Origin of the sequence: Kitasatospora sp. NPDC058170 (assembly GCF_042883905.1) — a bacterium.
Classification (GTDB): Bacteria; Actinomycetota; Actinomycetes; order Streptomycetales; family Streptomycetaceae; genus Kitasatospora.
In genome coordinates, this window is sequence record NZ_JBHVUV010000017.1 from 121,047 (window position 1) to 147,586 (window position 26,540).

Below are 26,540 nucleotides of genomic sequence, written 5' to 3' on the forward strand. Positions count from 1 at the left end.
TCAGGTCCAGACGGTGTGGACGGCTTCGATGACGCGCTGCACGTCCGACGCGGTCATGGCCGGATAGCAGGGCAGGGACAGCTGCCGGGCCGCGATCTGTTCGGTGACGGGCAGATCCGTTTCGACGTGCCGGTACGCGGCGAGCCGGTGGACCGGCTTGAAGTGGACGCTCGTGCCGATCCCGTGGATCTCCCGCAATTCGTCTGCCACGCCGTCCCGGCTCCTGCCGCCGACAGGGTCGATCAGGACGGCGTAGAGGAACCAGCCGTGTCGGACGCCGTCCAGGACGGTCGGCAGTCGCAGCCCCGGCAAACCGGCCAGCGAACGGTCGTAGGCGGCGGCAATCCGGGCCCGGCGCTCGGTGAAGTCAGGCAGCTTGCGCCATTGCTGGAGGCCGACCGCGGCGGTGATGTCCCGGGTCCGTGGCTTGACCATCGCAAACCTGGCCAAATCGGTGGCCTCCCAACACCGGCACGAGGAAGCCGTGGCCCTCTGGAACCAGTTCCTCGACACCACGGACGGTGTGGCCTCCCAACGGAACAGCAGGGAGGTCATCACCCTGAACTCCGCGATGGCCGTCTACTCGCGGCGAGGCATCCCCGGGGCCGCCGATCTTGCGCAGCGCGCAACCGAGGCAGCCACCCGCTTCTCCTCCGTGCGGCACCGCCACTCCCCGTGGTGACTCGCAGACGCAGCCCGCTCGCGCCCGTCCGGGGGGACGGCGATGATGGGTGGATGCGACGGGATCTCGTTGTGGTGGGCGCGCCGACCAGTGCGGGCAGCTACGCGCCCGGACAGGAGGCCGCGCCTGGCGTGTTGCGCGAGCTGGGCCTGGTCGAGCGTCTGAGGGCGGTGGGCCGGCGGGTGCGGGATGCGGGGGACGGGCCGCTGCACGTGTGGGCGCCCGACCCGCAGCACCCGCGGGCCCAGAACCTCGCAGCGGTGGTCCAGGCCGTCAGGGCGGTCGCCGACCACGTCGCCGGAGCGCTGGAGGAGGACGCGGACGTTCTGGTCATCGGCGGCAACTGCACCGTCGCACTGGGCGTGATGGCGGCTCTCACAGAACGCGATCCGGACGCCGGCCTGCTCTACATCGACCGGCACTTCGACCTCAACACACCTGCGAGCACCCGCGAGGGCGCTCTCGACTGGATGGGGCTCGCCCACGGACTGGACCTGCCCGGAGCCGCGGAGCCGCTGGCGGCCGCCTTCGCCCGCCGCCCGCTGCTCACCCCGGGCCAGGTCCACCTCCTCGGCATCGACCCCGAGGCCGCCACCTCCTGGGAACGCGAGCAGGCAAGCGGCCTGGGCCTGTGGTGGGGCTCGCACACCGATCTCGCCACCAGGCCTGGACCCGAGGTGACACGGGCCCTCGGTGCACTTCCGTCAGGTCCCCTGGCCGTGCACCTCGATGTCGACGTCCTGGACTTCACCGACGCGCCGCTCGCCGAGAGCACGGACGGCCGCAACAGCGGCCCCACGCTCGACGCGCTGTCCGAGGCGCTGGACACCGCCTGCCGGGACCCGCGCTTCCGGGTGCTCTCGATCTGCGAGCTCAACCCCGCCCGCGCCGCCGGACACCCCGCCGTTCTCCACCGGTTCATCGCAAGCCTTCAACACGCCCTGCGCGCAACACCCTCGGCCCCGTGAGCCGGTACGCCGGTGCGCCGGTACGCCGGTACGCCGGTACGCCGGTACGCCGGTACGGCAAGGCCTCGCACCCGACGTCCCGCACCCGGCCGTGCCGGTCCGCCTCCGGAAGACCCCGGCGCCGTAAGGTCCTCTCCGGGGAGACGAGGCCGACCGGCCGCCCGGACCGGGGCGTCGGAAGGCGTCGGGCCACGGGAAGAATCGGGAAGAGTCAAGACGAAGGGCTGGCACGGCACATGCAACAGCGCAGTCTGCGGGACCTCCAGGTGTCGGCCATCGGCCTCGGCTGCATGGGGATGTCCGCCTTCTACGGCACGGCCGACCAGGACGAGGGCGTCGCGACCATCCGGCGCGCCCTGGACCTCGGCATCACCTTCCTCGACACGGCGCAGGTCTACGGACCGCTCACCAACGAGTCCCTGGTCGGCGAGGCCGTCCGGGGGCACCGTGACGAGTACGTGATCGCCACGAAGTTCAACTACCGCATGGACGACGCCGTTCCGGGCGACATGTCGACCGTGGGCCGCCAGGACGGCTCGGCCGAGCACGTCCGCAGTTCGGTCCACGGCTCACTCGCGCGGCTCGGCACCGACCGGATCGATCTGTACTACCAGCACCGGGTCGACCCGGCCGTGCCCATCGAGGAGACCGTCGGCGCGCTCGGTGAACTGGTCGCCGAGGGGAAGGTGCGGTACATCGGGCTGAGCGAGGCGAGCGGCGAGACCATCCGCCGCGCCAACGCCGTCCACCCGGTCACCGCAGTCCAGAGCGAGTACTCGCTCTGGACGCGGGACGTGGAGGCCGAGGTGCTCCCCACCTGCCGGGAGCTCGGAATCGGCTTCGTGCCGTACTCCCCGCTCGGCCGCGGCTTCCTCGCGGGCCGCTTCAGCTCCCCGGACGAGCTCGACAAGGACGACTTCCGCCGCACCAACCCGCGCTTCGCCGAGGCCAATCTGACGGCCAACCTCCGGCTCGCCGAGAAGGTGAAGGAGATCGCCGCGGAGAAGCACGTCACCCCGGCCCAACTGGCGATCGCCTGGGTACTGGCCCGCGGCGAGGACCTCGTGCCGATCCCCGGTACCAAGCGCCGCACCTACCTGGAGCAGAACGCGGGTGCGGTCGACGTCGAGTTGACCGATGACGACCTGGCCCGCATCGAGACCGAGTTGCCCCAGGTGGAGGGCGAGCGCTACGACGAGAACGGAATGCGCACGGTCAACCGCTGAACGACCGCCGCTGACCGGCCTCCGCTGGCCGGACGCCTCCTCCAGGTGGCCGAGGTCGCATGACCGCGGCTGAGCTGAGAAGGCGGCGGCGGTGAACGAGATGTTCGCGCTCGGCGCGTAGCCGCCCCGCTCACCGGGGTGTTGCGGCCGTCGTCCCGTTCGCGGGACGGCGGCCGCCGTTGCGCCCCGGCAGCCCGGCCCCCGGCGTCCGCGTCCGTGGGGCGACGACTGGGCGCTCAAGGACCACCGGGTGCAGTACCTGTCCGACCGTGCCATCGATCTCCGGGCCCTGCAGAAGTGGGCCGAAGCGGAGCCCGGGAACGCCGATGCACTGACCGTCCTGTCCAGGGCGGACACACCGGAGGCCGCCCGGTGCCGCGCGGGGCAGCCGGTCCTGCCCAGGGCAGCGGGCTCCACCACGGCGGGACGATCGCAAGCGGCGTCGAGAGGTGGGTATTTTTCGTGAAAGTGTTCTCCTGTTCATCCACCTGACCGGAGACCTCTGTGACGATCCGCCGCACCACCCTGACCACCGCCGCCGCGCTGCTCGCCCTGTCCGCCGTGGCTGCCTGCAACGACGGCGACGCACAGTCCGCCCCGCCGACCGCCAGCGCCTCGGCGACGACCGGTGCCACCGTGAGCGCGAGTGCCACGCCGACCGCGACCGCGTCGGCGGCAACGCCCAGCCCCACGGCGACCACCACGCCGACGCCGGCCGCGACCGCGGGTGCCACGGGCGCCCCGGTCGACGCCTCCGGAGCGTTCGACCCCGCGGTGGCACTGGCCCAGGCCGACCGGACGCCGTACTCCGCGACGCTGGCCATGAAGACGACCGCGACGGCCGACGGCCAGGGGTCCGTGATCACCGCGAGCGGCCGGGTCAACGTGAACACGCCCACCTATGAGGCCCGGACCGAGACGAAGATGATGCTCGGCGAGGGCGAGGAGCCGACGCTCTGGATGGAGGCGCTCGCCACCGGCAAGGGCACCTACATGCGTGACAAGACCAAGGCGGACAGCGCCTGGAGCCTGAGCAACAGCGAAGCCTCCTCGCCCCAGGACACCGGCGCCCTCTTCGCCAAGGCGCTCGTCGAGGCCGGCCCCGGTGCCCGCAAGGGCATGGAGCAGAAGAACGGGGTCGCGGCGTACCACCTCGGCGCTCGTATGACGGTCGACCAGATCAAGGCCATCGACCCCAAGGAAGCCCAGAAGATGTCCGATCAGGGCGTCAACGGGAAGGACTACGACGTCTGGATCGACCGGGCCGGCCGCATCCTGGCGCAGAGCCAGTCCATGAAGGTCCCGCGCGGCGCCACGACCGTCACCTCCGCCATCACCGTGACCTACACGGACTTCGGGCCCCGCGAGCAGTTCACCGCCCCCGCCACCACCGGCTGACCCACCTCGCCCCCGCCCGGGCAGTACCCGACTCCCGGGCGGGGCGCCACATCCCGTGTGGGGCTGGACGTCGAGCCTGCCGGGCCTGCCGGGGCCCGCGGGCCCCGCGGAGCCGCAGACAGGTCAGTCGAGAGTGACGACCATCTTTCCCAGGGCCCGGCCGGCCTCCATGACCCGGTGGGCTTCGACGATCTCGTCAAAGGCGAAGATCCTGGTGGGGCGGGCCTTCAGGGCACCGGCCTCGACCTGGGCATAGATCGCGTCCAGCGGAACGTCCGAGAGGGGGAAGGCGGCGGTTCCCAGGACGAAGGCGCTGCCGAAGAAGCTGAGTTGGACGCCGCTGGGCAGGTCGGCGATCGGGTCGAAGTCCGCCACCGGTGCGAATCCGCCGAGGAAGCCGGCCTGGCAGACCCGCCCGCGCGGCCCGACCACGGCGAGCGAGTCACGCAGCACGGTGTTGCCGACGATGTCGAGAAGCGCGTCGACGGCGACGCCCCGCCGGTCGGCCTCCACCGCCAGGCGGCCGTCGTCGATCAGGACGTCGGTGGCCCCCAGTTCCTTGAGCAGGGCCGCGTGCGCCGGGTTGCGGGTCGTGGCGAGCACGCTCGCTCCGTGCCGGACGCCGAGGTTGACCGCGGCCTGCCCGAGCGCCGAGGTCGCGCCGCGGACCAGCAGCGTCTCCCCGGTCTTGAGGGCGAGGTTGCCGAACAGGGCGCTGTACGCCGTGGCGTACACCTCGGGCACCGCGGCCAGATCGGCCCAGGGCAGCCGCGAGTTCACGGCCACCACATTCGCCGCCGGGACGCTCACCAGCTCCGCGTAGCTGCCGTTGCGGGTCCGTCCCATACCGCCGAGAATCGCCACCACCCGCGTCCCTGCCGCGAGTTCACCCGAGGGGTCGGTCTCGACCAGGCCGGCGCACTCGATCCCGGGGACGGCGGCCACCTGGCCCCAGGCCCCGCTGCGCATGTACGCCTCGGCGTGGTTGAGGCCGAACGCCTTGACCCTGACCAGGATCTCGCCCGGCCCTGCCACCGGGTCTGGCAGTTCGGTGACGGTGAGCACCTCGGGGCCGCCGTGGGCGGATATGACAATGGCCTTCATGTCCGAACCTCATTCTTGATTAGTCATTCAAGTATTGGGCCGACGAAAGGGCCACCGCGCACGGTGGCCCCAAGTCCTGTGCCGTCAGGCGAGCACGGCAAAGGCGTTGTCGACGATGGCCCGCAGGAGCGCCTCGTCGGGGTTCGCCTTGCCGACGACCATGAGCCCCTGACAGGTCGCGACCAGCAGCTTGGCGCTGCCCCCCGCGTCCAGCGAGGCACGGACCTCACCCCGGCGGACGGCACTCTCCAGGGCACGGGTCATGCACCGCTCCAGGCGAGCCAGGTGGCCGCGCACGACGGCCGCCGCCTCGTCGTCCTCGGCGGCCTTCTCGATCGCCGTGTTGACCAGGAGGCAGCCCTGGCGCCCTTCGGGGCTGAGCAGGTCGCGCACCAGCCCGTCGAAGTAGCCCCGGACCTCCGCCACCGATGCGCCCGGCGCCTCCAGCTCCCCCAGCTTCTGGGGCACGACCAGCTTCGAGTAGCGCTCCAGCGACTTCACGAAGAGCGCGTGCTTTCCGCCGGGGAACGCACTGTAGATGCTGCCGGGCTTGACGCCCGTGGCCTTCACCAGGTCCTCGATGGACGTGGCCCGGTATCCGCGCTCCCAGAACCGCCGCATCGCCTGGTCGAGCACGGTGTCGGGGTCGAACTCGCGGGGCCTGGGCATGGAAGGAACATACATGAGCGACCATTCAAGAACAAGGGTCGCTGAGCGGACCGGGCCCCGGAGGCCCGCGGCGCCCGGAGGGCCGGCCGAGCCGGTGTGGAGCGTGCCGTGAGCGGTGCGGGTCAGGGCCGACGCGTCACTTCTTGGCGTAGTCGGTGAAGCCCTGCCAGTCGATGACGACGCAGGCCTCGTCGCCCAGGACCCAGGCGTCGTGTCCCGGCGGGCAGACCATGACGTCACCGGGACCGAATTCCGCCGACTCGCCGTCGTCCATGACGATGTGCATCCGGCCGGAGATCACGTAACCCATGTGCGAGGCCTGACAGCTCTCCGTGCCCGCGATGGGCCCGACGTGCGTCGACCACTTCCATCCCGGCTCGAACGTTCCCCGGCCCACCGCTCCGGCGTCCAGGTTGACCAGCTCCACCTTCCCCGCGTTCTGCTCGAAGGGACGGACTTCCTCGGGCGTGTCGAGGCTCTTGCGTACGAGACCGGACATGGCGTGCTCCTCACCGAAACACCGAAACACCGAAACACCGGGACTTCTCCCTCCAGTCTCGACTCCGCACGGACGGACCGCGAGGTCGACGGCGACAGGCCCGTGGCTCGTGGCCCGTGCCGTCTTCTCCCCTGCCGCCTTCTCCCCCACCCGTACAGGTCGGCGGTGCCCCGGGTTCTCGGAGTCGAAGCGGCAGCCGGTACGGCCGGCCCTCGGCGGCCGTACCGCCGGCCCGTCTCCGTGGCCGGCCCGGCCACCGCTGCGACGAGGTGGCCTGCGGCGGGCCGCCCGGAGCGGTCCGGGTGCCGGTCAGGCGGGGAGACCGACCGCTCGTCCGCCGCTGCGGCGCTGCTGGATGACCACCGCGACGACCAGGAGGGCGCCCTGGGCGAGGTTCTGCCAGAAGGAGTTGATGCCCTGGACGGTGAGACCGTTCTCCAGGCAGCCGAGGAGGGCGACGGCGAGGAGGGTGCCGCCGATGCCGCCCTTGCCGCCCTTGAGTGCGGCGCCGCCGAGGGCGGCGGCCGTGATGGCCTTGAGTTCGAGGCCCTCGCTGCCGGAGACGGGCTGCCCGGAGCCGGTACGGGCGGTGAGCAGGACACCGGCGAGCGCGGCGACGACGCCGATCAGGGCGTAGACGGCGATCAGGTACTTGTTGATGTTGATGCCTGCGAGGCGGGCGGCGGTGTCGTTGCCGCCGATGGCGTAGAGGTTGCGGCCGATGTCGGTGTACTTGAGCAGGACGTGGGCGGCGAGGGCGGTGAGGATCAGGATCCAGACCATGACGGGCAGGCCGGCGAGCTTGCCGCGGCCGAGGAAGACGAAGACGTCGTCGTTGAGGACGTACCCCTGCGCGCGGCCGTCGGACAGGAGTTGGGCGAGGCCCTTGTAGGCGGCCAGGCCGGCGAGGGTGGCGATGGTGGGGTTGACCCGGCCGTAGACGATGACCACACCGTTGAAGATGCCGACCAGGACACCGACGCCGAAGGCCGCGGCCATGCCGAGGTAGGCGTTGGATCCGGCCGAGGTGAAGGCCATCGCGGAGACGACGGAGGCGACACCGGCCTGGGAACCGACGGAGATGTCGAGTCCGCCGCAGATGATGACCACGGTCTGCACGATGGCGAGCAGCCCGGTGATGGTGGCGGCCTCGGCGATGACCTGGATGTTGGCGATGCTGAGGTAGTTGTCGTTCAGGAGGCCGAACAGGGCGAGGACCACGACCAGGGCGCCGATCAGGCTCAGGTTCTGCCCGCCCACCGAGGCCAGGACCGACAGCGGGCTCGCCTTCTCGTGGGCGTCGGGGCCGCCGGCCCGGGGGGTGGTGGTCGTGGCGCTCATGAGGATGCTCCAGGGATGCGGGCGGGGGTGAGGTCGTCGGCCATGGCGAGGTGGAGAACGGCCTCCTCGGTGGCGTCGGCGCGGTCGAGTTCGCCGGTGATGCGGCCGTTCTGCATGACGACGACGCGGTCGGCGAGGCCGAGGACCTCGGGAAGCTCGGAGGAGATGACGAGGACCGCGACGCCCTCCTCGGCGAGGTCGGCGATGATCCGGTAGATCTCGGCCTTCGCGCCGACGTCGATGCCGCGGGTCGGCTCGTCCAGGATGAGGACCTTGGGTTTGCGGGCCAGCCAGCGGGCCAGGACCACCTTCTGCTGGTTTCCCCCCGAGAGATTGCGGACCTCGTGCTCGATGGAGGGGGTGCGGACCCGCAGCCGGTCGGTGTACTCCTGGGCGAGTTCACGTTCCGCGGCGCGGCGCACGAAGCGGAAGCGGCGCAGGCGCTCCAGGACGACAGTGGAGGTGTTGTCGCGGATCGAGCGGTGCAGGAACAGCGCCTGGGCCTTGCGCTCCTCCGGGGCGAGGCCGAGCCCGGCACGGACGACGGGGCCGGTCCGGCCGGAGGGCAGCGGCTTGCCGTCGAGGGTGACGGTGCCGGAGCGGATCGGCAGGTCGCCGGCCAGGGCGAGGGCGAGTTCGGAGCGTCCGGCGCCGATCAGACCGGCCAGTGCGACCACCTCGCCGGCGTGGATCCGCAGGTCGATGCCGGTGACGTGGTCGGTGGTGACGCCCCGCACGTCGAGAACGAGGCGGTCGGTGGCGACGTACCGGCGGGTGAACATCGCGGAGAGGTCGCGGCCCACCATGAGGCGGACGAGTGCGCCTTCGTCGGTGGAGGCGGCGTCCTGGACGCCCGCGAGCGTGCCGTCGCGCAGGACGGCGATGCGGTCGGCGAGTTGGAAGATCTCCTGCATCCGGTGGGAGACGTAGACGACGGCGACGCCCTGGTCCCGCAGGCGGCGGATCAGCGCGAAGAGGGCGTCGACCTCGTGCTCGGAGAGCGAGGACGTGGGCTCGTCGAAGGCGATCACCTTCGCCGGCCCGGTCAGGGCGCGCAGGATCTCCACCAACTGCCTCTGCGCTGGAGTCAGTTGCGACCCGAGGAGGTCCGGGTCGATGACCTTCTCGAAGCCGAGGCGTTCGAGGTCGGCGGTGATCCGTCGGCGCAGTCCGGCACGGTCGAGTCGTCGGCCGGCCGTACGGGGAAGGGCGCCGGCGTAGACGTTCTCAGCGACCGAGACGTGCGGGATGATCTCAGGTTCCTGGGGGATGATCCGGATCCCGGCGCGGCGGGCGGCGGTGGGCGAGGCGAACCGGACCGGTTCGCCGTCGATGACCACGCTGCCTTCGGTGGGCTGGTGATCGCCGGTGAGGATCTTCAGCAGGGTCGATTTCCCGGCACCGTTCTCCCCCATCAGGGCGGTCACCTGACCGGCCGGAAAGTTCAGGGTCACGCCCTCAAGGGCTCGCACGGCACCGAAGTGCTTGGACAGGTGCCGCACGCCGACGGCCGGTGCGGTATCCGAACCGCCGGGTGGACGGGGGCCGGGAACCGGGTCATGGGCATAGCTCACAGGAGGTCCTCAGGGATCGGACGGAGGCGGGCGGAGCTGTTCGGGACGCGGATCCGCCGCGAGGCGGCAGGTGTCGGGCAAGGCGGTTGCTCGGCGTCGGCGCGAGAGGTTCGCGCGCGCCTCCGGCTCCGTGGTCAGGGCAGCCTCGGGAACCGGAGGCGCGGCGGGCCGACGCGCAGCGCCGGCCGCTCCGGGGGGGTCAGCTGCAGCTGACGCCGGCGGACTTCCAGGTGGCGGCGTCGACCATCGTGGTCGGCGCGAACGCCTCCTTCGGGAACTCCCTGCCGTTCTTGAGCTTGTCGTACATCGTCTGCACGGCCAGCGCTCCGACGTCCCTGCCGTTGATGAACAGCGCGGCCTTCATCCCGGACGGCTTGCCGGAACCCCAGTTCTTGCAAGCGAGGTAGGCGCCCAGGCCCACACCGATCACCCGGTCGGCCCCGATGCCGGCGTTCGCCAGCGCGGTGACACCGCCCTGGACGTTCTCGTCGTTGCAGCCCCACACCACCCAGTTCTTCACACCGGGGTTGGCGGTCACCGTCGCGGCGACCCTGTCCTGGGCGCCGGTGGGGGTGTTGTCGGTCGCCACATCGATGTTCTGCACACTTGGGGCGGCAGTGCCGAACGCCTCCTTCGCCGCCTTCACGCGGTCGCCGCACACCGTGACGTCCTGCTTCCAGGCCGAGATGGTGCGGGTCTCGGCCGGGTTCCAGCCGGCCTTCCTGAACTCCTCGGCCGCGCGCTTGCCGACCTCGCCGCCCATCTGGGCGCCGGAGAACCCGATCCGCGGGACGAGGTTGTCCTTCGCGCACACCGCCGGGTCGGGCCCGTTGGTGCAGATCTGGTCGTCCGAGGTCAGCAGCGCCACCTTGGCGTCCTTCGCGGCCTGGACCACCTGCGGTCCGACCGCCGGATCCGGCACCACGATGATCAGGCCGTTGGACTTCTGTGCGATGGCCGCCTGCACCTCGCTGATCGTCTTGTTGGCGTCGTTGCCGAGGTTCACGACCTTCAGGTCGGCCCCCAGCTCGGCGGCCTTCGCCTTCGCCCCGGCGGCCTCGCCGACGAAGTACTCCTGGTCGCCCTGCTTCTGCAGGTAGGTGATCGAGATCTTGCCGTCGACCTTCGCCACCGGGGCGTCGCCCCCGGAGGCGGCTTCCCGGCCGGTGGAGCAGGCCGTGAGGGTGAGCGGGAGAACCAGTGCGACTGTCGCGGCGGCGGCGAGTCTGCGGGTGTGTGCGCTGAGCATGAGTGTCCCCTTGAGGTGGGAGAAGGGTGGGAACGTCGACCGAAACCCTCAATATCGATCACTTACAGACATGGTCGAACATGACGGGTCACAGGAAACCGGTGAACCGATCAGATGTCAACGCTTCATACGCGGAACCCACTGATTGGTGTTTGCTTCTGATCGATAACGAGCCACTCGGCGGCGACAACCCCGGGCCATCCGGCTCTCGCGCCGGGTCGGGCATGTTCGCTTCTGATCGTTTCGCTTGGATTTCTGGTGGATGACGGGGCGGGGCTCCTAGGGTGCGGTCACCCTTCCCCACCCGGAGGTTCACCATGGATCTGTCCCGCAGACGTTTTATGATCACGGCCGGCCTGGGCGCGGTAGGAACCCTCCTGCTGCCCGGACTCCCCGCGTTCGCCGCCGGTGACGAGTTCGACCAGCTCCGCGCCCGCTTCACCGCCCTGCCGTCGTTCACCGCCACCGACGCGCCGTTCGCCGACCGGCTCTCCGCTCTCGGCACCGACGCCTCGGCGATCCGGACCGCGATGGCCCCGACCGCGTCCTCGCTCTGGCCCGACCTGCCGATCGGCTCGGTCTCCGGGCGCGTCACCAGCAGCTACCGGCGCGTTCTGCAGCTGCTCGACGCCTACCGCTACCCGGCGACCGGGCTGACCGGAGACGCCGGGCTCGCCGCCGACATCGTCACCGCACTCGACTGGCTCGCCGCCCATGCCTACACCCCCACCGGCAGCAACTACGACAACTGGTGGGACTGGCAGATCGGCACCCCGCAGCTGTCGATGACCATCACCGCAGCCATGTTCGACAAGCTCACCCCCGCGCAGGTCAGCGCCTACACCGCGGCCGTCGACCACTACGTTCCCGACTCGAAGGTCGCCTCCTACACCGGCTCCAGCACCGGTGCCAACCGCGTGGACTACTGCCTCGTCTACGCGATGCGCGGGATCGTCGGCAAGAACGCCGCCAAGCTCGCCCTGGCCAGGGACGCGCTGTCCCCGGTGTTCCCCTTCGTGGTCTCCGGCGAGGGCCTGTACCGCGACGGCTCCTTCATCCAGCACGACAGCATCCCCTACATCGGCCACTACGGCCTGATCCTCCTCGACGGGGTCGCGACCCTGCTCACCCTGCTCAAGGGCACCACCTGGACGGTGACCGACCCGCAGGTGCAGAACGTCTTCACCGCGGTGGACGCCGCCGTGTCCCCGTTCGTCCACAACGGTCTGACGATGGACGCCGTCTCCGGACGGTTCATCGCCTCCGGCAGCCCCGGCGACCCGAGGAACACCGACGACCACACCCGCGGCCGCGACGCCGTCTCCACCGTGCTCGACCTCGCCGCCTGCGCGGACACCGCCTCCGCCGCCCGCTGGCGGGCCCGCGCCAAGGGCTGGCTGCAACGCGACACCTACTCCCCGCCGCTCGCCGACCCCGCCCTGAGCCTGCCCCGGCTGGCAACCTACGCGGCGGTGCTCGCCGACAGCACGCTGACCGCCGCCCCCGAACCGGTCGAGCACCGCATCCAGGGGGGCGCGGACCGATCCGTGCACCGCCGGCCCGGCTTCGCCCTCGCCCTGGCCATGTCCTCCCAGCGGGTCGCCTTCTACGAGGGCAACATCAACTCCGTCGGCGAGAACCAGCGCGGTTGGCACACCGGCTCCGGCATGACCTACTGGTGGCCGTCCACCGGCAACGGCGGCCAGTACACCGACCAGTTCTGGCCCACCGTCAACCCCTACCGGCTGCCCGGCACCACCGTCTCCACCAAGGCGCTCGCCGACGGGGCGGGCGGCGGACTCCCGGCCCAGCGGCCCGGCAACACCTGGGCCGGCGGCGCGACCGACGGCGAGTTCGCCGTCGTCGGCCAGGACACCCGCGGGGTGCAGTCCACCCTGGCGGCCCGCAAGTCCTGGTTCTGCCTCGCCGACGGCGTGGTCTGCCTCGGCGCGGGCATCACCGCCACCGACGGCGTCCCCGTGGAGACCGTGGTCGACAACCGCAACCTCGGTGCCACCGGCACCCCCGCGCTGACCGTCGACGGCACCGCCCAACCGAACACACTCGGCTGGTCGCAGGACTTCGCAGACGCGGGCTGGGCGAACATCGCCGGCCAGGCCGGCTACGTCCTGCTGCAGAACACCACCCTCAAGGCCCTGCGCGAGCAGCGCACCGGCAAGTGGAGCGACCTCTCCAAGCGCGGCCCGACCACCCCGCAGACCCGCCGCTACCTCACCCTGTGGATCGACCACGGCACCGACCCCACCGGCGGCGGGTACGCCTACCTCCTGCTGCCGGGCGCCACCGCCACCGCCACCGCCTCCCGCGCCGCGAACCCCGGGATCACCGTCATCGCCAACACCGCCTCGGTTCAGGCCGTCACCGACACCGCGACCGGCGTGACGGCGGCCAACTTCTGGACCGCCGGGACGGCCGGACCCATCACCGTCTCGGCGCCCTGCTCCGTGCTCGTACGCGAGAGCGGCGGCCGGCTGACCATCGCCGTCGCGGACTCCGCCCGTGACGCCGCCACCATCACCGTCACCGTCGCCCGCAAGGGCTACACGACCGCCTCCGGCGGCCCCGGCATCTCCGTACTCGGCCTCGACCCCGTCACGGTGATCGCCGAGGTCGGCGGCACCCTCGGCGGCAGCCGCACCATCACCTTCGGCACCGGCTCCACCGTGACACCGGTCCGCTCGGCACTACTGCCCGCCACCGCCGACTCGTTCGTCCGCGACGGCTCCTCCGCCGGCACGAACTACGGCAACGACACCCAACTCGTCGTCAAGAACAGCACCACCGGGTACTCCCGCCGCAGCCTGCTCTCCTTCAGCCTGTCCGGCGTCACCGCCACCCCCAGGCGAGCCGTGCTCTGGGTCAACGGCCGCACCGACGACAGCGCCGGCACCCAGACCACCCTCACCGCACGCGCCGTCACCGCCGCCTGGAGCGAAACCGGTGTCACCTGGAACAACCAGCCCGCCCTGGGCAGCGCCCTCGCCGACGCACCCGTCGGCGCCACCGCGGAGTGGATCCCCCTCGACGTCACCTCCCACGTCGCCGCCCGCTACGGTGCCACCGGCCCGTTGACGGTGGCGCTCACCCAGACCGACTCCGGCCCGCTCGTCAACCTCGCCTCCCGGACCGGCACGGCCGGCGACCGGCCGATCCTCGAAGTCCTGTACTGATCCCGCTCCGCGGCCCGGTGCGCCCTCGACTGCACCGGGCCGCACCGACCGCACCGACCGCACCGACCGCACCGACCGCACCGACCGCACCGACCGCGGGGATCCGACCAGGGGGATCCGACCGCCGGCGCAGCACCCGAGCGCTTCGATCCTGCCCGTCGGGGCGTTAGGGTGCTCGCACCTCCCACCTCTGCCGCAGCCGTCGGAGCCGCCCGTGAACGCCGCCCAACGCCACGACGCGATCCTGCGGCGGCTGCGCCGCAGCGGCTCGGTGCGGGTCGCCGAGCTGGCGGAGCAGCTCGGCGTCTCGCTGATCACCGTCCGTCGCGACATCGTCTCGATGGAGCAGCGCGGTCTGCTGGTGCGGGTACACGGCGGGGCGATGCTGCGCCGTCCGCCGAAGGCCGAGCGTCCCGCCCGGCGGGCGGCAGCGCCCGCTCCGGCGCGGATGCGCTCGATCGGCATGCTGGTGCCCTCCACCCGGTACTACTTCCACGAGCTGGTCCTCGGCGCGCAGGCGTACGCGGACGCCCACCGGGTGCGCCTGGTACTCGCCGTCTCCGGCCACGATCCCGGCGACCCCGGCGATCCCGGCGATCTCGCCGACGGGGACGCCGAGTGCGACCTGCGCGAGGTCCAGCGCCTGGTGGCACTCGGGGTGGAGGGCCTGCTCCTGACGACCGCCACCACCCCGGTCCCGCTCTGGCTGAACGACCTGAAGGTGCCGTTCGTCCTGGTCGAGCGCCGCCAGCCGCTCGAACTCGACCCGGTCGACTACGTCGCCTCCGATCACGAATACGGCGCCTTCCTCGCCTTCCGGCACCTCGCCGCCCAGGGTCACCGCCGGATCGCGGTCTTCTCCGACTCCACCCCGACCAGCCCGTGGATCCACCGCGGCTACGACGCCGCCCGGCGGATGTTCGACCTGGACCCCGGCATGCCGAAGGTGAACACGCCCTACGACGTGAAGGCGCTGGAGGACTTCCTCGACGCCGCCCTGGCCGCAGGGGCGACCGCGATCCTGGCGCACTCGGACGACAAGGCCGTGCTGCTCCTGCAGTGGCTCAACGCGCGCGATCTCAGCGTGCCCGACGACGTGGCCCTGGTCTCCTACGACGACGAGGTCGCCGCGTTCGCCGACGTCCCCATCACCGCGGTCGCCCCGCCGCGCCGCGTCATCGGCCACACCGCCGCCCAACGCCTGCTGACGGTGCTCGCCGCCGACCGCAGGCCGACCCTGAGCCACCTCCAGCTGCTGCCCGCCCTGCACATCCGGGACTCCTCCCGAAGCCGGTGACCCCCGTCGAGGCCGCCGTCGAGGTAGGACGTGCCGGGGCCAGCCTCCCCCACCCAGCCCGCGTCGGCCTGCGGCGGGATGGTGTAGCCGAGGTGCTGGAGGCTGTGGAGGACGTTCGTCGCGCAGTGCTTCGCGCCGTCCTCGTTCCCGGTGATCAGACAGCCGCCGACCCGGCCGTAGCAGGCCTACTGGCCCTCGGCGTTGAGGATCGAGGAGCAGACGTACAGCCGCTCGATGACCTTTTGCGGTTGGCTGACCGCCGGTCAGTCCGCAGTGGCGATCAGCGGCTGCAGCAGGACGTCCGGCTTGGCGCGCTGGAAGGAGTTCAGGTGCCACTTGTCGGCGAAGACGGCCAACAGGACGTCGTCCGAGCGGCGGGTGAAGACCTCGGCGTTGGTGAGACGGTCCTTGGCCAACACGTCGGCGCCGGCGGCGTCGGTGAGGCGGGCAAGACGGTACGGGAGGTGGTCGAGGGCGATCGGGGAGGAGAACTCATGCTCCATCCGGTGCAGGACGACATCGAACTGCATCGGGCCGACCGCCGCCATCACCGGCGCCTGGTCACCACGTCGGTCGGAGACCAGCACCTGGACGACGCCTTCCTCGTCCAGCTGCGAGACGCCCCTACGGAACTGCTTGGAGCGGCTGATGTCCTTCGGACGGGCCACCGCGAAGTACTCGGGGGCGAAGGCCGGCAGTCCGGGGAACTCCGCCTTCCTGCCCGTGTACAGGGTGTCGCCGACGCGCAGCGCGCTCGCGTTGATCAGGCCGACCACGTCGCCGGGGTACGCCTTGTCGACGACCGTGCGCTCGGCGCCGAACACGGTGTGCGCGTACTTCGTGGTCAGGGAGCGGCCGCTGGCCGCCCGGGTCACGTTCATGCCGCGCTCGAAGACGCCGGAGCAGACCCGGATGAACGCGATCCGGTCGCGGTGCGCCGGGTCCATGTTCGCCTGGATCTTGAACACGAGACCCGAGAACTCCTCGCCGACCTCACGGGCCCCACCGTTGGCCAGCGGACGCGGCCCGGGCGACGGGGCCAGGTCGACCACGGCGTCCAGCAGGAGCTTCACACCGATGTTCGTCAGCGCCGCACCGAAGAAGACCGGGCTGATCCTGCCCTCCTCGAACGCCTGCTGGTCGTAGCCGGGACCGGAGGAGAGCACCAGCTCCAGTTCCTCCAGCGCGGTCTCCCACGCCTCGCCCTCCCGCTCGGCGGCCTGCTCGGCGGTGAGCTTCTCCTCAAGGGCGGCGTGCGTGCCGGCGGGCACCCTGGTGTAGCGGAGCATCTGCTCGGTGTTCTCGGCCTCGACCAGACCGCGCAGGTCGCCGGCGACTCCGACCGGCCAGACCACCGGCACCGGAGTGATCCCCAGGTGGGTCTCAATGTCCTCGAGCAGGGTGAGCGCATCGCGGCCCCGGCGGTCCCACTTGTTGATGAAGGTGATCACCGGGACGCCGCGGTGGCGGCAGACCGCGAAGAGCTTGCGGGTCTGTTCCTCCAGGCCCTTGGCCGCGTCGACGAGCATGATCGCGCAGTCGACGGCCGCCAGCACCCGGTAGGTGTCCTCGGAGAAGTCGGCGTGACCGGGGGTGTCGACCAGGTTCATCACATGGCCGCGGTGGTCGAACTGGAGGGCCGCCGAGGTCACCGAGATACCGCGCTCGCGTTCCAGCTCCATCCAGTCGCTGGTCACGCCGCGCCGCCCGCCCTTGGCGTGGACCGCGCCGGCCGAGGTGATCGCCCGCGCGTGCAGGGCCAGGGCTTCCGTGAGGGTGGACTTGCCGGCGTCCGGGTGGCTGATCACGGCGAAGGTCCGGCGACGACCGGCCTCGTTGAGGACCTGGATGACGGGGATGGACTGTTCGCTGCTCACGTGTTTCCTCGGGTGCGGGAGGTATCAGGCCGGTGACGCCTCCGTACCTGCTGGACCGAGCCTCGTGATTCCACAGGCCGAACAGCGATTCTAGCCAGCCCGACGGAGTTTCCCCCAACCGGCCCGGTTGCACCCCGGAGGAAGACCGCCTGGCACCCACCTCGTGCCTCGCTGCTCGACGCGAGACGGGACCGGGGGTCCGAATGGTCTCTGCGGCCGCCTCCGGCGTCATGAGGTCCTGTCGGTGACCGTCACAGGATCATTCGGGAAGGTACGCCCTCCGCGTCCCTCCCGGAACCGGTCCACAGGTCTTGAGCATCGCTCCCGCGGGGAAGCATCCGGTCCAGCCACTTGGGCAGCCACCAGTTGGTCCGGCCGAGGAGTGTCATGGTCGCCGGTACCAGCACCATGCGGACGACCGTGGCGTCGATGAAGATCGCGGTGGCCAGGCCGAGCCCGAACATCTTGGTGGAGGGGTCCTCGGCGACGGCGAAGGACAGGAAGACCGCCACCATGATGAGGGCGGCCGAGGTGATGATCCGGGCGGTGCGCGAGACGCCCTCGACGATCGCCGTGCCGTTGTCGCCGGTGCGCAGGTACTCCTCGCGTACGCGGGAGAGGAGGAACACCTCGTAGTCCATCGACAGGCCGAACAGGATGGCGAAGAGGAACATCGGGATGAACGACACGATCGGAACGGTCGCTTCCAGCCCGATGAGTGCGCCTCCCCAGCCCCACTGGAAGACCGCGACCATGATGCCGTAGGCCGCGCCGATGCTCAGCAGATTCAGCAGTACCGCCTTGAGCGGTACGAGTACCGAGCGGAAGACCAGCATCAGCAGCAGGAAGGACATCGCCAGCACGGCGGCGACGAGCACCGGCAGGCGTTGGCTGGTGCGTCGGCCCACATCGGACAGGCTCGCGGCGCCGCCGTCGACGTGGGCCCTGGCCGGGCCGTGCCCGATCGCCGCGGGCAGCACGTCGGTGCGCAGCCGGGCGATGGTGTCGGCCGTGGCCTTGTCCTGAGGGCTGGTGGTCGGGAACACCACGAGGGTGGCGATGCCGGTGGCCCGATCGATGTGCGTCGGCGCGACGGATGCGATGCCCGGATCCGCCGCGACCGTTGCGACGATTCGGTCCAGCACTCCCGGATCACCGGCGGGGTCCGCGGCGATGACGAGGGGACCGTTGGTGCCCGGGCCGAACCCCTCGGCGACGAGGTCGTAGGCCCGGCGCTCGGTACGGCTGCGGGGCAGTGAGCCGTCGTCGGGCAGGCCGACGCGCAGGCCGAGCACGGGCAGCGTCGCGGTCAGCAGCAGCCCCGCCGCGCCTACCGCGTACGGCACCGGGTGCCGGCTGACGTGCCCGATCCAGCGACGCCACCCGGCGGCGTGGACGGCGCCTGCCGCCGGGTCCCGCCGCCGTGCGAGTCGGCCCGGCTTGCCGGTCTGCAGAGCCCGGCCGATCCGGCCGATGCGGCCGGCCCGGGCCAGGCGTGGGCCGGCGGCGCCGAGGAAGGCCGGCAGCAGCGTCACCGACGCGACCACCATGATCAGGACGACGATCGAGACGGCGAGCCCGCCCACCGTCATGAACGGTACGTTCGCGACCGCCAGGCCGAGGATCGATACGACGACGGTGCCGCCGGCGAAGACCACGGGCCTCCCCGCCGTGGCCACCGCTCGCCCCGCCGCCTCGCGGGGATCGAGCCCGCGCGCGAGGTACTCCCGGTGCCTGGCGAGCACGAACAACGCGTAGTCGATGCCCACTCCGAGCCCGACCATGCTGCCGAGGACAGGTGCGAAGGTGGGGACGTCCGTCACCCCCGCCAGTACTGTCATCGTGGCGACCCCGACGGTGAGCCCGAAGACCGCCATGCCGATAGGCAGCGCGGCGGCGACCAGCGAACCGAACGCCAGGAACAGGATCGCGGCCGCGGCGAGGAGGCCGATCAACTCGCTCGCGCCGCCGTCGGGGTCGGAGAAGGCGTAGAAGAGGCTCCCGCCCATCTCGATGCGCAGGGGCAGTTCGGCGCGCAGCCGATCGCCGAGATCGACGAGGGCGTCGAGGTCTTCGGCCGACAGTCGGCTCTGGTCGGGGTACTGCACCCGGACGACCGCGATCCGCCCGTCGACCGAGACGAGGCCGCCGCGCACGGCGGTGTCCCCGCCTGCGTCGAGTGCCCCCGCCGGGTCGCTCGTGCCGAGCACGTGCGGCAGCCGCTGCACCTCGGTCTGCAGCCGCACGAGAGCGGTGCGCGCACCGTCGTGGTCGAGGAACGTCGCAGCGCCGTCGAGGGGGGTGACGACCACGTGGGCGGTCATCCCCTCCTGGCCGGTGCCGGCCCGCTCGATCAGTTCCGCGGCCCGTTGGGAGTCCAGTCCCGGAGCGGTCATCGAATCCGCGTTCCGCCCGCCGAAGGCGACGGCTGCGAGGACGGCGAGCGTGGCGACGGCCAGCCATGCCGCGATCACCCGCCAGGGATGGCGGGCGGCGCCTGCGCCCAGGCGCAACAGGGCTTTCGAGAGCATCGGGTCCTCCAACCACTTCGTCGGCCGTCCTTGTACGGCCGCCGATGTCGAGGCTCGTCGCCACGGCGCTCCGCGGCATCGGCCCGCGGGTCGCGGATCCGCCGGCCCCGGGGCGGAGTGACGACCCGTCCTTTCGGCCGATGCGCGGCACGCCGCGGTCCCTAGGCTGGGAACCGTGCTCAGAGACGACCTGCGAACCCTGTGGACCGAACCCCGGCCGCCCGACGCGCCCGCCCGGGTGCGGCGGGATTGGGCGCTGCTCACCGCGGGCCTTGCCGGTGTGGCGCTGGAGGCCACTCTGCGCGAGAACCTCGTGTGGCGTCCGGTGGCGGTGGTGTTCGCCGTATGGCTGTGCCTGCTGCCCCTGTGGCGCCGGGCCCGCCCGCTGGCGATGGCCACGCTGGCGTTCGGCTCGGTGATCCTGCTTCAGGTGGCCTCGCTCGTCGCCGCACCGCGCGAGCCCGTCGGCCTGTACACCGGCGCGGTCGTGCTCGTGCTGGTGTACGCGCTGCCCCGGTGGGGATCGGGACGGGAGATCGTGCTGGGCGGCGCGATGATCGTCGCCGCGTGCGCGCTGTGTGCCTTCACGGACGAGACCCCGGTCGTCGAACAGGTCGTGGGCTTCGTCTTCGGGCTGCTGCCCGGCGTGCTCGGGGCTGCGGTGCGGTTCCGGGTGACCGCTCGCGAGCGGGAGTTGGAGCAGGTGCGCTCCCGCGAGCGCGAGCAGCTCGCCCGGGAACTGCACGACACGGTGGCCCACCACGTGTCGGCCATGGTGATCATCGCCCAGGCGGGCCGGGTACTCGCGGGCACCGACCCGTCCGCCGCGGTGGAGGCGCTGGAGGGGATCGAGGAGGAAGGGGCGCGCACGCTGGAGGAAATGCGCGCCATGGTCGCCGCGCTGCGCGACCGCGGGGTGGGCACCGAGCTGGCGCCCCCTGCCGGCGTCGCGGATCTGGAGCGCCTGGTGCGCACCCCCGGCGGTCGCATCAGGGTCGATCTGGGGCTCGACGGCGAGCTGGACACGCTGCCCCCGGCCGTGGACGCCGCCGTCTACCGGATCGTGCAGGAGTCGGTGACCAACGCGCTGCGCCACGCGGTCGACGCGACCGAGGTCGTCGTCCGGGTCGCCGCGGAACGGCACACGGTACGGGTGAGCGTGCGGGACAACGGCCGGCGCACCGGCCGGGGTCGCGACGGATACGGACTTACTGGACTGCGCGAGCGCGCGACCCTGATCGGCGGCACACTACGAGCGGGCCCGGGCACCGACCGGGGCTGGCATGTCGAAGCCGAGCTGCCAAGAGCGAGGAGCGAGAGCGGTGTCCATACGCGTCCTCGTAGCTGACGACCAGACGATCATCCGCACCGGGCTGCGGATCATGCTGAACGCCCAGCCCGGCATCGAGGTGGTCGGCGAGGCCGCCGACGGACGGGAAGCGGTACGTTCGGCCCGCGAACTGCGGCCCGACGTCTGCCTGTTCGACATCCGCATGCCCGTACTCGACGGGCTCGAGGCCACCCGGCTGGTCGCCGGCCCGGGCGTCGCCGACCCGCTGACCGTGGTCGTCATCACCACGTTCGACCTCGACGAGTACGTCTACGGCTCGCTGCGTGCCGGCGCCCGCGGATTCCTCCTCAAGGACACGGGACCAGACCTTCTGGCCCAGGCCGTACGGTCGGCGTCCGACGGGGAGGCGCTCATCGCGCCCAGTGTCACCGTCCGTCTGCTCCAGGCATTCGCGGACCTGCCCGCCGGCCGGCCCGCGGCCCAGCCGGTCTCACCCGTCACGGCCCGCGAGGAGCAGGTGCTCCTCGCCGTAGCTCGCGGGCTGACCAACACCGAGATCGCCGATGCACTGCACATCAGCCTCAGCACGGTGAAGACGCATCTGGCCAGCCTGATGGCCAAACTCGGCGCCCGCAACCGGGTCGAGATCGCGATGTGGGCCTACGAAACGCGCCGTATCCTCCCCGGAACCTGAGCCGGGTGCCGGGCCATGTCCCATCACGAGCACAAGATGGGCGGTCACCGGCGGGCGGGGCGAGACCGACTCGCTCACGTCGAGCCCGACGTGAGCGTGTGGCCGCCGCGGGAGGACAATGCCGACCGTGCTCGCGCCGCGTCGGGTCATTGCTGGTCGGGGTGTTCGAGCATTTCGGTGACCAGGGCCGCGATCGGCGAACGCTCCGAACGCGTCAGCGTGATGTGGGCGAACAGTGGGTGCCCCTTGAGCTTCTCCACCACCGCCACCACGCCGTCGTAGCGACCGACCCGGAGGTTGTCCCGCTGCGCCACGTCGTGGGTGAGCACCACCCGCGAGCCCTGCCCGATCCGGGACAGCACCGTCAGCAGCACGTTGCGCTCCAGCGACTGCGCCTCGTCCACGATCACGAACGCGTCGTGCAGCGAGCGCCCGCGGATGTGGGTCAGCGGCAGGACCTCCAGCATCCCGCGGGAGATGACCTCCTCGATCACGGCCGGGGTGGTGACGGCGGAGAGGGTGTCGAAGACCGCCTGCGCCCAGGGGCTCATCTTCTCCGTCTCGGAGCCCGGCAGGTAGCCGAGCTCCTGGCCGCCGACCGCGTACAGCGGCCGGAACACCATCACCTTGCGGTGCTGCTGGCGCTCCAGCACGGCCTCCAGCCCGGCGCAGAGCGCCAGCGCGGACTTGCCGGTGCCGGCCCGCCCGCCCATCGAGACGATGCCGACCTCCGGGTCGAGCAGCAGGTCCAGCGCGACCCGCTGTTCGGCGCTGCGCCCGCGCAGCCCGAAGGCCTCGCGGTCCCCGCGCACCAGCCGCACCCGGCCGTCGCCGACCACCCGGCCCAAGGCCTTGCCGCGCTCCGAGGTGAGCACCAGTCCGGTGTGGACCGGCAGTTCCTCGACGCCGTCCACCTCGACGGTGGCGTCGTGGCCCGCGCCGAACAGCGCGTCCACCTGGTCACCGGAGACGTGCAGTTCGGACATACCGGTCCAACCGGACGTCACCGCCAGCTCGGCGCGGTACTCCTCGGCCAGCAGGCCGACCGAACTGGCCTTGATCCGCAGCGGCAGGTCCTTGGAGACGACGGTGACGTCGTACCCCTCGGCCTGCAGGTTGCGGGCGACTGCGAGGATGCGGGTGTCCGCCTCGCCGCCGCCGATGCGGTAGCCGGCCGGCAGTGTCGACGTGTCCGAGTGGTTGAGCTCCACCCGGATCGTGCCGCCCAGCTCGCCCACCGGGATCGGCTCGTCGAGGCGGCCGTGCCGGATCCGGTAGTCGTCGAGCAGGCGCAGCGCCTGGCGGGCGAAGTAACCCAGCTCCGGGTGGTGGCGTTTGGCCTCCAGCTCGGTCACCACCACCACGGGCAGGACGACCTCGTGCTCCTCGAAGCGGGTCATGGCGAGAGGGTCTGCCAGGAGCACGCTGGTGTCGAGAACGTACGAGCGCCGGTCGCCCTTGCGGGACCGGGAGTCCCGGTGGGATCCGTCGGCCATGAAGGCTCGGTCATCCATGTGCTCGTCTCCTCAGGCAGCTGGTCCTGGTCCCTCGGAAATCCGGGACCGTCGTTGGGTCGCCGTGTGCTCCGGGCGTTGTTCGGAGCGTTTCTCGGACGGGAGGACCGCGCTTCGCGGGGAAGCGGCGGTCGGCTGTGGCGGGCCTCCGGCTGGTCGCAGGGCGGCATGGCTGCCGTTCGGGTGCAGGGCGGCCGGCCCACCGTTCAGCGAGCTTCGCCCTGATCAGCGAGTTGACGCTGTCGCCGGTGGGGCTGTCAAGGGTGGGCCGAAGGTGTTCCGGAAACCGTGACCGGAGGGTGCTGTCCCGCCCCACCCCGGTCGCCCAGGGTGTTCGGTCGCTCCCCCGGGGTGCTCGTCCGAGGGCGCAGCCAGGAGCCTGGCTACGGATGCCCGGAGCTCAGGAGGGCGACGCGGCGGGTGCGGTGAAAGGGGCAGCCGTCGACGTCGGGGACGAGGACGGGGTCGGCGAGGAGCCGGCTGCCGGAGCGTGGGTGGGCCTCGGTGTCCGGGCTGTAGCCGGGATGCCGGACGGCACAGCCTCCGACTGGCCCTCGGCGTTGAGGATCGAGGAGCAGGCGTAGAGCCTCTCGACGACCTTCTTCATCACGGAGGAGTTGTCCCCCAGCCAGATCGGCGGAACACTCTGGCACCCTGCCTGACCTGCATGTGTGGATGATGCGACTCCGGCCGGCCGTTCAGAGCCGGACGGTGAACCAGGTGGTCTTGCCGCTGCCGCTGGGGCGGACCCCCCAGGCATCGGCCAGGGCGTCGACGATGATGAGCCCCCGGCCGGACTCCTCCTCGCTGGTGGCAAGGCGGGGGTGGGGCAGCTGGGAGCTGCGGTCGCCGATCTCGACGGTGAGTTCGGTGCTGGTGCGGCGCAGCTGCAGTTCGATCGGCCCCCGGCCGTGCCGGACAGAGTTGGTGAGGATCTCGGACAGTAGCAGGCAGGCGTCGTCGGTTCGCTCGGCGCAGCCCCAGGCGGTGAGCGTCCTGCTGAGGAAGGCGCGGGCCTCGCCGACGGAGGAGGGAACGGTGGGCAGGTCGGTGGTGACGGTGGCCAGCGGGGCGGCGGGAAGCTGTAGCAGGAGGAGGGTGACGTCGTCATTGTGGCCGTCGGTGTCGGGCAGCACGACGGAGAGGACGTGGTCGGCGACGGCTTCCAGTCCGCCATCGCCGGTGAAGGCGCGGCCGACGGTCACGGCCAGCTCGGTGATCTGGGCCTCGATGTCGCCGCCGGGGGTCTCGACCAGGCCGTCGGTGTAGAGCAGCAGGGTGGCACCTGGCGGTACGGCCAGACAGGCCTGCTGGTGGGGGATGCCGCCGACGCCCAGCGGGGCACTCACCGGGGCAGGCAGCGCCCGGATGCTCTCGCCGGGTACGGCCAGGAGGACTGGCAGGTGCCCGGCCGAGCAGATCGTGACCTCGCCGGTGTCCGGGGCGATGACGAGGTAGCAGCAGGTGACCAGCTGGTCGGGCAGCTCCAGGTCGGTGACGGCCGCGTCCAGGGCCTGCATCAGCTGGCGGGGTTCCATACCGGTCTTGGCCAGCGCGTGGGCGGCGGAGCGCAGCTGCCCCATGACCGCGGCCGCCTCCAGCCCGCGGCCCATGACGTCGCCGATCAGGACGCCGACGCGGCCGGCGCCCAGGGGGATGAGGTCGAACCAGTCGCCGCCGACCCCGGCGCCCTGGGTGGCGGGCAGGTAGCGGCTGGCGGTGGCCAGGCCCGGGATGGCGGGCGGGGTGCCCATCAGGCTGCGCTGCAAGGTGAGGGCGATGTGCCGCTGCTGTTCGTACAGGGCGGTGAGCTCCGCCTCCGCTCGTTTTCGGTCGCTGATGTCGCGGACGATGGCGCAGGCGCCGGTCACCGTACCGTCGGAGGTCCGGGTGGGCCACAAGGTCACGTCCACGTCGATCAGCCGGCCGGTGCGGGTGACCCGCAGCGTCTCGAAGTGCTCGACCTTCTCACCGTCTCCCAGTCGCTTCAGCAGCGTTGTGACTTCCTCCTGGTACTCGGGCAGGGCCAGCATGGCCACATTGCGGCCGAGCGCCTCGGCGGCCGTGTAGCCGTACAGCGAGTGGGCGGCGGCGTTCCAGTAGGTGATGCGGCCGTCGAGGGTCTTGGCGAGGATGGCGTCCTGGGAGGACTCGACCAGCGCGGCAAGCTCGTTGATGCGGGCTTCGGCGGCCTTGCGGTCGCTGACGTCGCGCACGGCGGCGGAGAAGAGCAGACCGTCCGCGGTCTCCAGCGGGCTGAGACTGATCTCGACGGGGAACTCCGTGCCGTCCTTGCGCAACCCGTACAGCTCCAGCCCCGCCCCCATCGGACGCACCTGCCGGTTCGCCGCGTACTCGTCGCGATGCCGATGATGCTGACCCCGGAACCGCGTCGGCACCAGCAACTCCACCGGGCGCCCCAGCAGTTCCTCACGCGGATACCCGAACAGCGCCTCCGTCTGCGCGTTCACCAGCGTGATGACCCCCGCATCGTCCGCGATCACCATCGCGTCCGGCGCCGCCTCCAACAGCGCCCGGAAGCGGGCTTCGGCGGCCTTGCGGTCGCTGACGTCGCGCACGGCGGCGGAGAAGAGCAGACCGTCCGCGGTCTCCAGCGGGCTGAGACTGATCTCGACCGGGAACTCCGTGCCGTCCTTGCGCAACCCGTACAGCTCCAGCCCCGCCCCCATCGGACGCACCTGCCGGTTCGCCGCGTACTCGTCGCGATGCCGATGATGCTGACCCCGGAACCGCGTCGGCACCAGCAACTCCACCGGGCGCCCCAGCAGCTCCTCACGCGGATACCCGAACAGCGCCTCCGTCTGCGCGTTCACCAGCGTGATGACCCCCGCATCGTCCGCGATCACCATCGCGTCCGGCGCCGCCTCCAACAGCGCCCGGAAGCGTTCCTCCACCACCCCCACACCCAGCGTGACACCCCGGCAGTCCGTCCCCTGGCCGGCAGCCGTGTCCATACCCGGTCTCCGACCCGCCACGTCACCCACGCCTGCTCCCTCGCCTTGCTGTACCGGTGGTGCTGCTCCACCCCAGCGCATCAGGACTCCGGGCGCCTTTATATGTCCACAATTGGCCGTTGACATTTGAATATTCATAAGAGGAGATTAAAAATGACCATATGTCGCGGGCTTGGGTCCACTCCCCCTGCGAACGCGGCCGGTCGGCTTCTGGAGCCCACAACGGACAAGTCCATCGCGAGCCCCGGCCAGCGGATTCCGACATGATGCATCGACGGCCGCTCGGTAGTCGGACTGCAGGCTAGGCGGTCCTGACTGCTCGGGTGGTCCCGCCGGGGGCGATTCCTTTGAACGGGTGGGGACGGCTGCGGCCGCGGCGTTGTGATCCGACGAAGGACAGCATCTCGGCCGGGGACAGCCGGCCAAAGCGCCCGCTCAACGATCTTTCTCCGAAGGCCCA

General features: G+C 71.4%; 20 protein-coding genes and 1 pseudogene. 9 read left to right on the forward strand and 12 right to left on the reverse strand.

What is annotated here, in order from left to right:
- Positions 1-435 carry a DegT/DnrJ/EryC1/StrS family aminotransferase gene (locus tag ACFVVX_RS20440; protein ID WP_387947464.1) on the reverse strand — a complete coding sequence of 145 codons (435 nt, stop codon included), beginning with the start codon at positions 433-435 and terminating at the stop codon, positions 1-3.
- Between ACFVVX_RS20440 and ACFVVX_RS20445 the strand changes: the two genes are divergently transcribed.
- From ACFVVX_RS20445 to ACFVVX_RS20460, 4 genes are all read left to right on the forward strand, one after another.
- Complete coding sequence (locus tag ACFVVX_RS20445; protein ID WP_387947466.1) at positions 428-682, forward strand: hypothetical protein; 255 nt, start codon at positions 428-430, stop codon at positions 680-682. The genes ACFVVX_RS20440 and ACFVVX_RS20445 overlap by 8 nt on opposite strands.
- 53 nt (positions 683-735) lie before the next feature.
- On the forward strand, positions 736-1,650 hold the full coding sequence (locus tag ACFVVX_RS20450) for an arginase family protein (RefSeq protein WP_387947468.1): 915 nt from the start codon (positions 736-738) through the stop codon (positions 1,648-1,650).
- Positions 1,651-1,886: 236 nt separating this feature from the next.
- The gene (locus tag ACFVVX_RS20455; protein WP_387947470.1) at positions 1,887-2,876 is read left to right on the forward strand and encodes an aldo/keto reductase; all 990 of its coding nucleotides are present in this window, start codon (positions 1,887-1,889) and stop codon (positions 2,874-2,876) included.
- A 504-nt stretch (positions 2,877-3,380) separates the two neighbouring features.
- A complete protein-coding gene (locus tag ACFVVX_RS20460; protein ID WP_387947472.1) occupies positions 3,381-4,274 on the forward strand; it encodes a hypothetical protein in 894 nt (297 codons plus the stop codon).
- A 123-nt stretch (positions 4,275-4,397) separates the two neighbouring features.
- Here the strand turns inward: ACFVVX_RS20460 and ACFVVX_RS20465 are convergent, their stop codons facing one another.
- The 6 genes from ACFVVX_RS20465 to ACFVVX_RS20490 form a co-directional block, all read right to left on the reverse strand.
- Positions 4,398-5,378 (reverse strand): zinc-binding dehydrogenase, encoded by a 981-nt coding sequence (locus ACFVVX_RS20465; protein ID WP_387947474.1) that lies wholly within the window; start codon positions 5,376-5,378, stop codon positions 4,398-4,400.
- Between the two features lie 84 nt (positions 5,379-5,462).
- Positions 5,463-6,047: a TetR/AcrR family transcriptional regulator gene (locus ACFVVX_RS20470; protein WP_387947476.1), complete on the reverse strand. Its 585-nt coding sequence runs from the start codon at positions 6,045-6,047 to the stop codon at positions 5,463-5,465.
- Positions 6,048-6,183: 136 nt separating this feature from the next.
- A complete protein-coding gene (locus ACFVVX_RS20475; RefSeq protein ID WP_387947478.1) occupies positions 6,184-6,546 on the reverse strand; it encodes a cupin domain-containing protein in 363 nt (120 codons plus the stop codon).
- 309 nt (positions 6,547-6,855) lie between these two features.
- Positions 6,856-7,887: an ABC transporter permease gene (locus tag ACFVVX_RS20480; protein WP_387947480.1), complete on the reverse strand. Its 1,032-nt coding sequence runs from the start codon at positions 7,885-7,887 to the stop codon at positions 6,856-6,858.
- Positions 7,884-9,341, reverse strand: coding sequence for a sugar ABC transporter ATP-binding protein (locus ACFVVX_RS20485; RefSeq protein ID WP_387947482.1), 1,458 nt, complete (start codon positions 9,339-9,341; stop codon positions 7,884-7,886). Before ACFVVX_RS20485 ends, ACFVVX_RS20480 begins: the two co-directional genes overlap by 4 nt.
- 319 nt (positions 9,342-9,660) lie before the next feature.
- Positions 9,661-10,710, reverse strand: a complete 1,050-nt coding sequence (locus tag ACFVVX_RS20490) for a substrate-binding domain-containing protein (protein ID WP_387947484.1) — start codon at positions 10,708-10,710, stop codon at positions 9,661-9,663.
- A gap of 341 nt (positions 10,711-11,051) precedes the next feature.
- On the opposite strand from ACFVVX_RS20490, the gene ACFVVX_RS20495 reads away from it, so the two are divergent.
- Together ACFVVX_RS20495 and ACFVVX_RS20500 are read left to right on the forward strand one after the other, a co-directional pair.
- The gene (locus ACFVVX_RS20495) at positions 11,052-13,901 is read left to right on the forward strand and encodes a polysaccharide lyase family 8 super-sandwich domain-containing protein (RefSeq protein ID WP_387947486.1); all 2,850 of its coding nucleotides are present in this window, start codon (positions 11,052-11,054) and stop codon (positions 13,899-13,901) included.
- A 214-nt stretch (positions 13,902-14,115) separates the two neighbouring features.
- Positions 14,116-15,198: a substrate-binding domain-containing protein gene (locus ACFVVX_RS20500; RefSeq protein WP_387947488.1), complete on the forward strand. Its 1,083-nt coding sequence runs from the start codon at positions 14,116-14,118 to the stop codon at positions 15,196-15,198.
- A 2-nt stretch (positions 15,199-15,200) separates the two neighbouring features.
- Here ACFVVX_RS20500 and ACFVVX_RS20505 read toward each other — a convergent pair.
- The 3 genes and pseudogenes from ACFVVX_RS20505 to ACFVVX_RS20515 all read right to left on the reverse strand — a co-directional run.
- Positions 15,201-15,443, reverse strand: a pseudogene (locus tag ACFVVX_RS20505) (flavodoxin family protein); the annotation flags it as partial.
- 18 nt (positions 15,444-15,461) lie between these two features.
- Complete coding sequence (locus tag ACFVVX_RS20510; RefSeq protein ID WP_387947490.1) at positions 15,462-17,075, reverse strand: peptide chain release factor 3; 1,614 nt, start codon at positions 17,073-17,075, stop codon at positions 15,462-15,464.
- A 251-nt stretch (positions 17,076-17,326) separates the two neighbouring features.
- Positions 17,327-19,606, reverse strand: coding sequence for an MMPL family transporter (locus tag ACFVVX_RS20515; protein ID WP_387947492.1), 2,280 nt, complete (start codon positions 19,604-19,606; stop codon positions 17,327-17,329).
- Positions 19,607-19,781: 175 nt separating this feature from the next.
- Between ACFVVX_RS20515 and ACFVVX_RS20520 the strand changes: the two genes are divergently transcribed.
- Positions 19,782-20,954: a sensor histidine kinase gene (locus tag ACFVVX_RS20520; RefSeq protein WP_387947494.1), complete on the forward strand. Its 1,173-nt coding sequence runs from the start codon at positions 19,782-19,784 to the stop codon at positions 20,952-20,954.
- On the forward strand, positions 20,929-21,591 hold the full coding sequence (locus ACFVVX_RS20525; protein WP_387947496.1) for a response regulator: 663 nt from the start codon (positions 20,929-20,931) through the stop codon (positions 21,589-21,591). The genes ACFVVX_RS20520 and ACFVVX_RS20525 overlap by 26 nt, the downstream gene beginning before the upstream one ends.
- A 146-nt stretch (positions 21,592-21,737) precedes the next feature.
- Here the strand turns inward: ACFVVX_RS20525 and ACFVVX_RS20530 are convergent, their stop codons facing one another.
- Positions 21,738-23,105: a PhoH family protein gene (locus ACFVVX_RS20530; protein ID WP_387947498.1), complete on the reverse strand. Its 1,368-nt coding sequence runs from the start codon at positions 23,103-23,105 to the stop codon at positions 21,738-21,740.
- 389 nt (positions 23,106-23,494) lie between these two features.
- Between ACFVVX_RS20530 and ACFVVX_RS20535 the strand changes: the two genes are divergently transcribed.
- On the forward strand, positions 23,495-23,689 hold the full coding sequence (locus tag ACFVVX_RS20535) for a hypothetical protein (protein WP_387947500.1): 195 nt from the start codon (positions 23,495-23,497) through the stop codon (positions 23,687-23,689).
- 114 nt (positions 23,690-23,803) lie between these two features.
- Here the strand turns inward: ACFVVX_RS20535 and ACFVVX_RS20540 are convergent, their stop codons facing one another.
- Positions 23,804-26,080 (reverse strand): PAS domain S-box protein, encoded by a 2,277-nt coding sequence (locus tag ACFVVX_RS20540; protein WP_387947501.1) that lies wholly within the window; start codon positions 26,078-26,080, stop codon positions 23,804-23,806.
- Positions 26,081-26,540: the final 460 nt, after the last annotated feature.

What these genes read in the sequence shown, in the direction of transcription:
- ACFVVX_RS20495 (WP_387947486.1), top strand. Translation starts at nt 11,052, where the DNA reads ATGATCACGGCCGGCCTGGGCGCGGTAGGAACCCTCCTGCTGCCCGGA.
- ACFVVX_RS20540 (WP_387947501.1), bottom strand. Translation starts at nt 26,080, where the DNA reads ATGGACACGGCTGCCGGCCAGGGGACGGACTGCCGGGGTGTCACGCTG.
- ACFVVX_RS20515 (WP_387947492.1), bottom strand. Translation starts at nt 19,606, where the DNA reads ATGCTCTCGAAAGCCCTGTTGCGCCTGGGCGCAGGCGCCGCCCGCCAT.
- ACFVVX_RS20535 (WP_387947500.1), top strand. Translation starts at nt 23,495, where the DNA reads ATGCCCGGAGCTCAGGAGGGCGACGCGGCGGGTGCGGTGAAAGGGGCA.
- ACFVVX_RS20440 (WP_387947464.1), bottom strand. Translation starts at nt 435, where the DNA reads ATGGTCAAGCCACGGACCCGGGACATCACCGCCGCGGTCGGCCTCCAG.
- ACFVVX_RS20490 (WP_387947484.1), bottom strand. Translation starts at nt 10,710, where the DNA reads ATGCTCAGCGCACACACCCGCAGACTCGCCGCCGCCGCGACAGTCGCA.
- ACFVVX_RS20450 (WP_387947468.1), top strand. Translation starts at nt 736, where the DNA reads ATGCGACGGGATCTCGTTGTGGTGGGCGCGCCGACCAGTGCGGGCAGC.
- ACFVVX_RS20475 (WP_387947478.1), bottom strand. Translation starts at nt 6,546, where the DNA reads ATGTCCGGTCTCGTACGCAAGAGCCTCGACACGCCCGAGGAAGTCCGT.
- ACFVVX_RS20465 (WP_387947474.1), bottom strand. Translation starts at nt 5,378, where the DNA reads ATGAAGGCCATTGTCATATCCGCCCACGGCGGCCCCGAGGTGCTCACC.
- ACFVVX_RS20530 (WP_387947498.1), bottom strand. Translation starts at nt 23,105, where the DNA reads ATGGATGACCGAGCCTTCATGGCCGACGGATCCCACCGGGACTCCCGG.
- ACFVVX_RS20470 (WP_387947476.1), bottom strand. Translation starts at nt 6,047, where the DNA reads ATGCCCAGGCCCCGCGAGTTCGACCCCGACACCGTGCTCGACCAGGCG.
- ACFVVX_RS20480 (WP_387947480.1), bottom strand. Translation starts at nt 7,887, where the DNA reads ATGAGCGCCACGACCACCACCCCCCGGGCCGGCGGCCCCGACGCCCAC.
- ACFVVX_RS20455 (WP_387947470.1), top strand. Translation starts at nt 1,887, where the DNA reads ATGCAACAGCGCAGTCTGCGGGACCTCCAGGTGTCGGCCATCGGCCTC.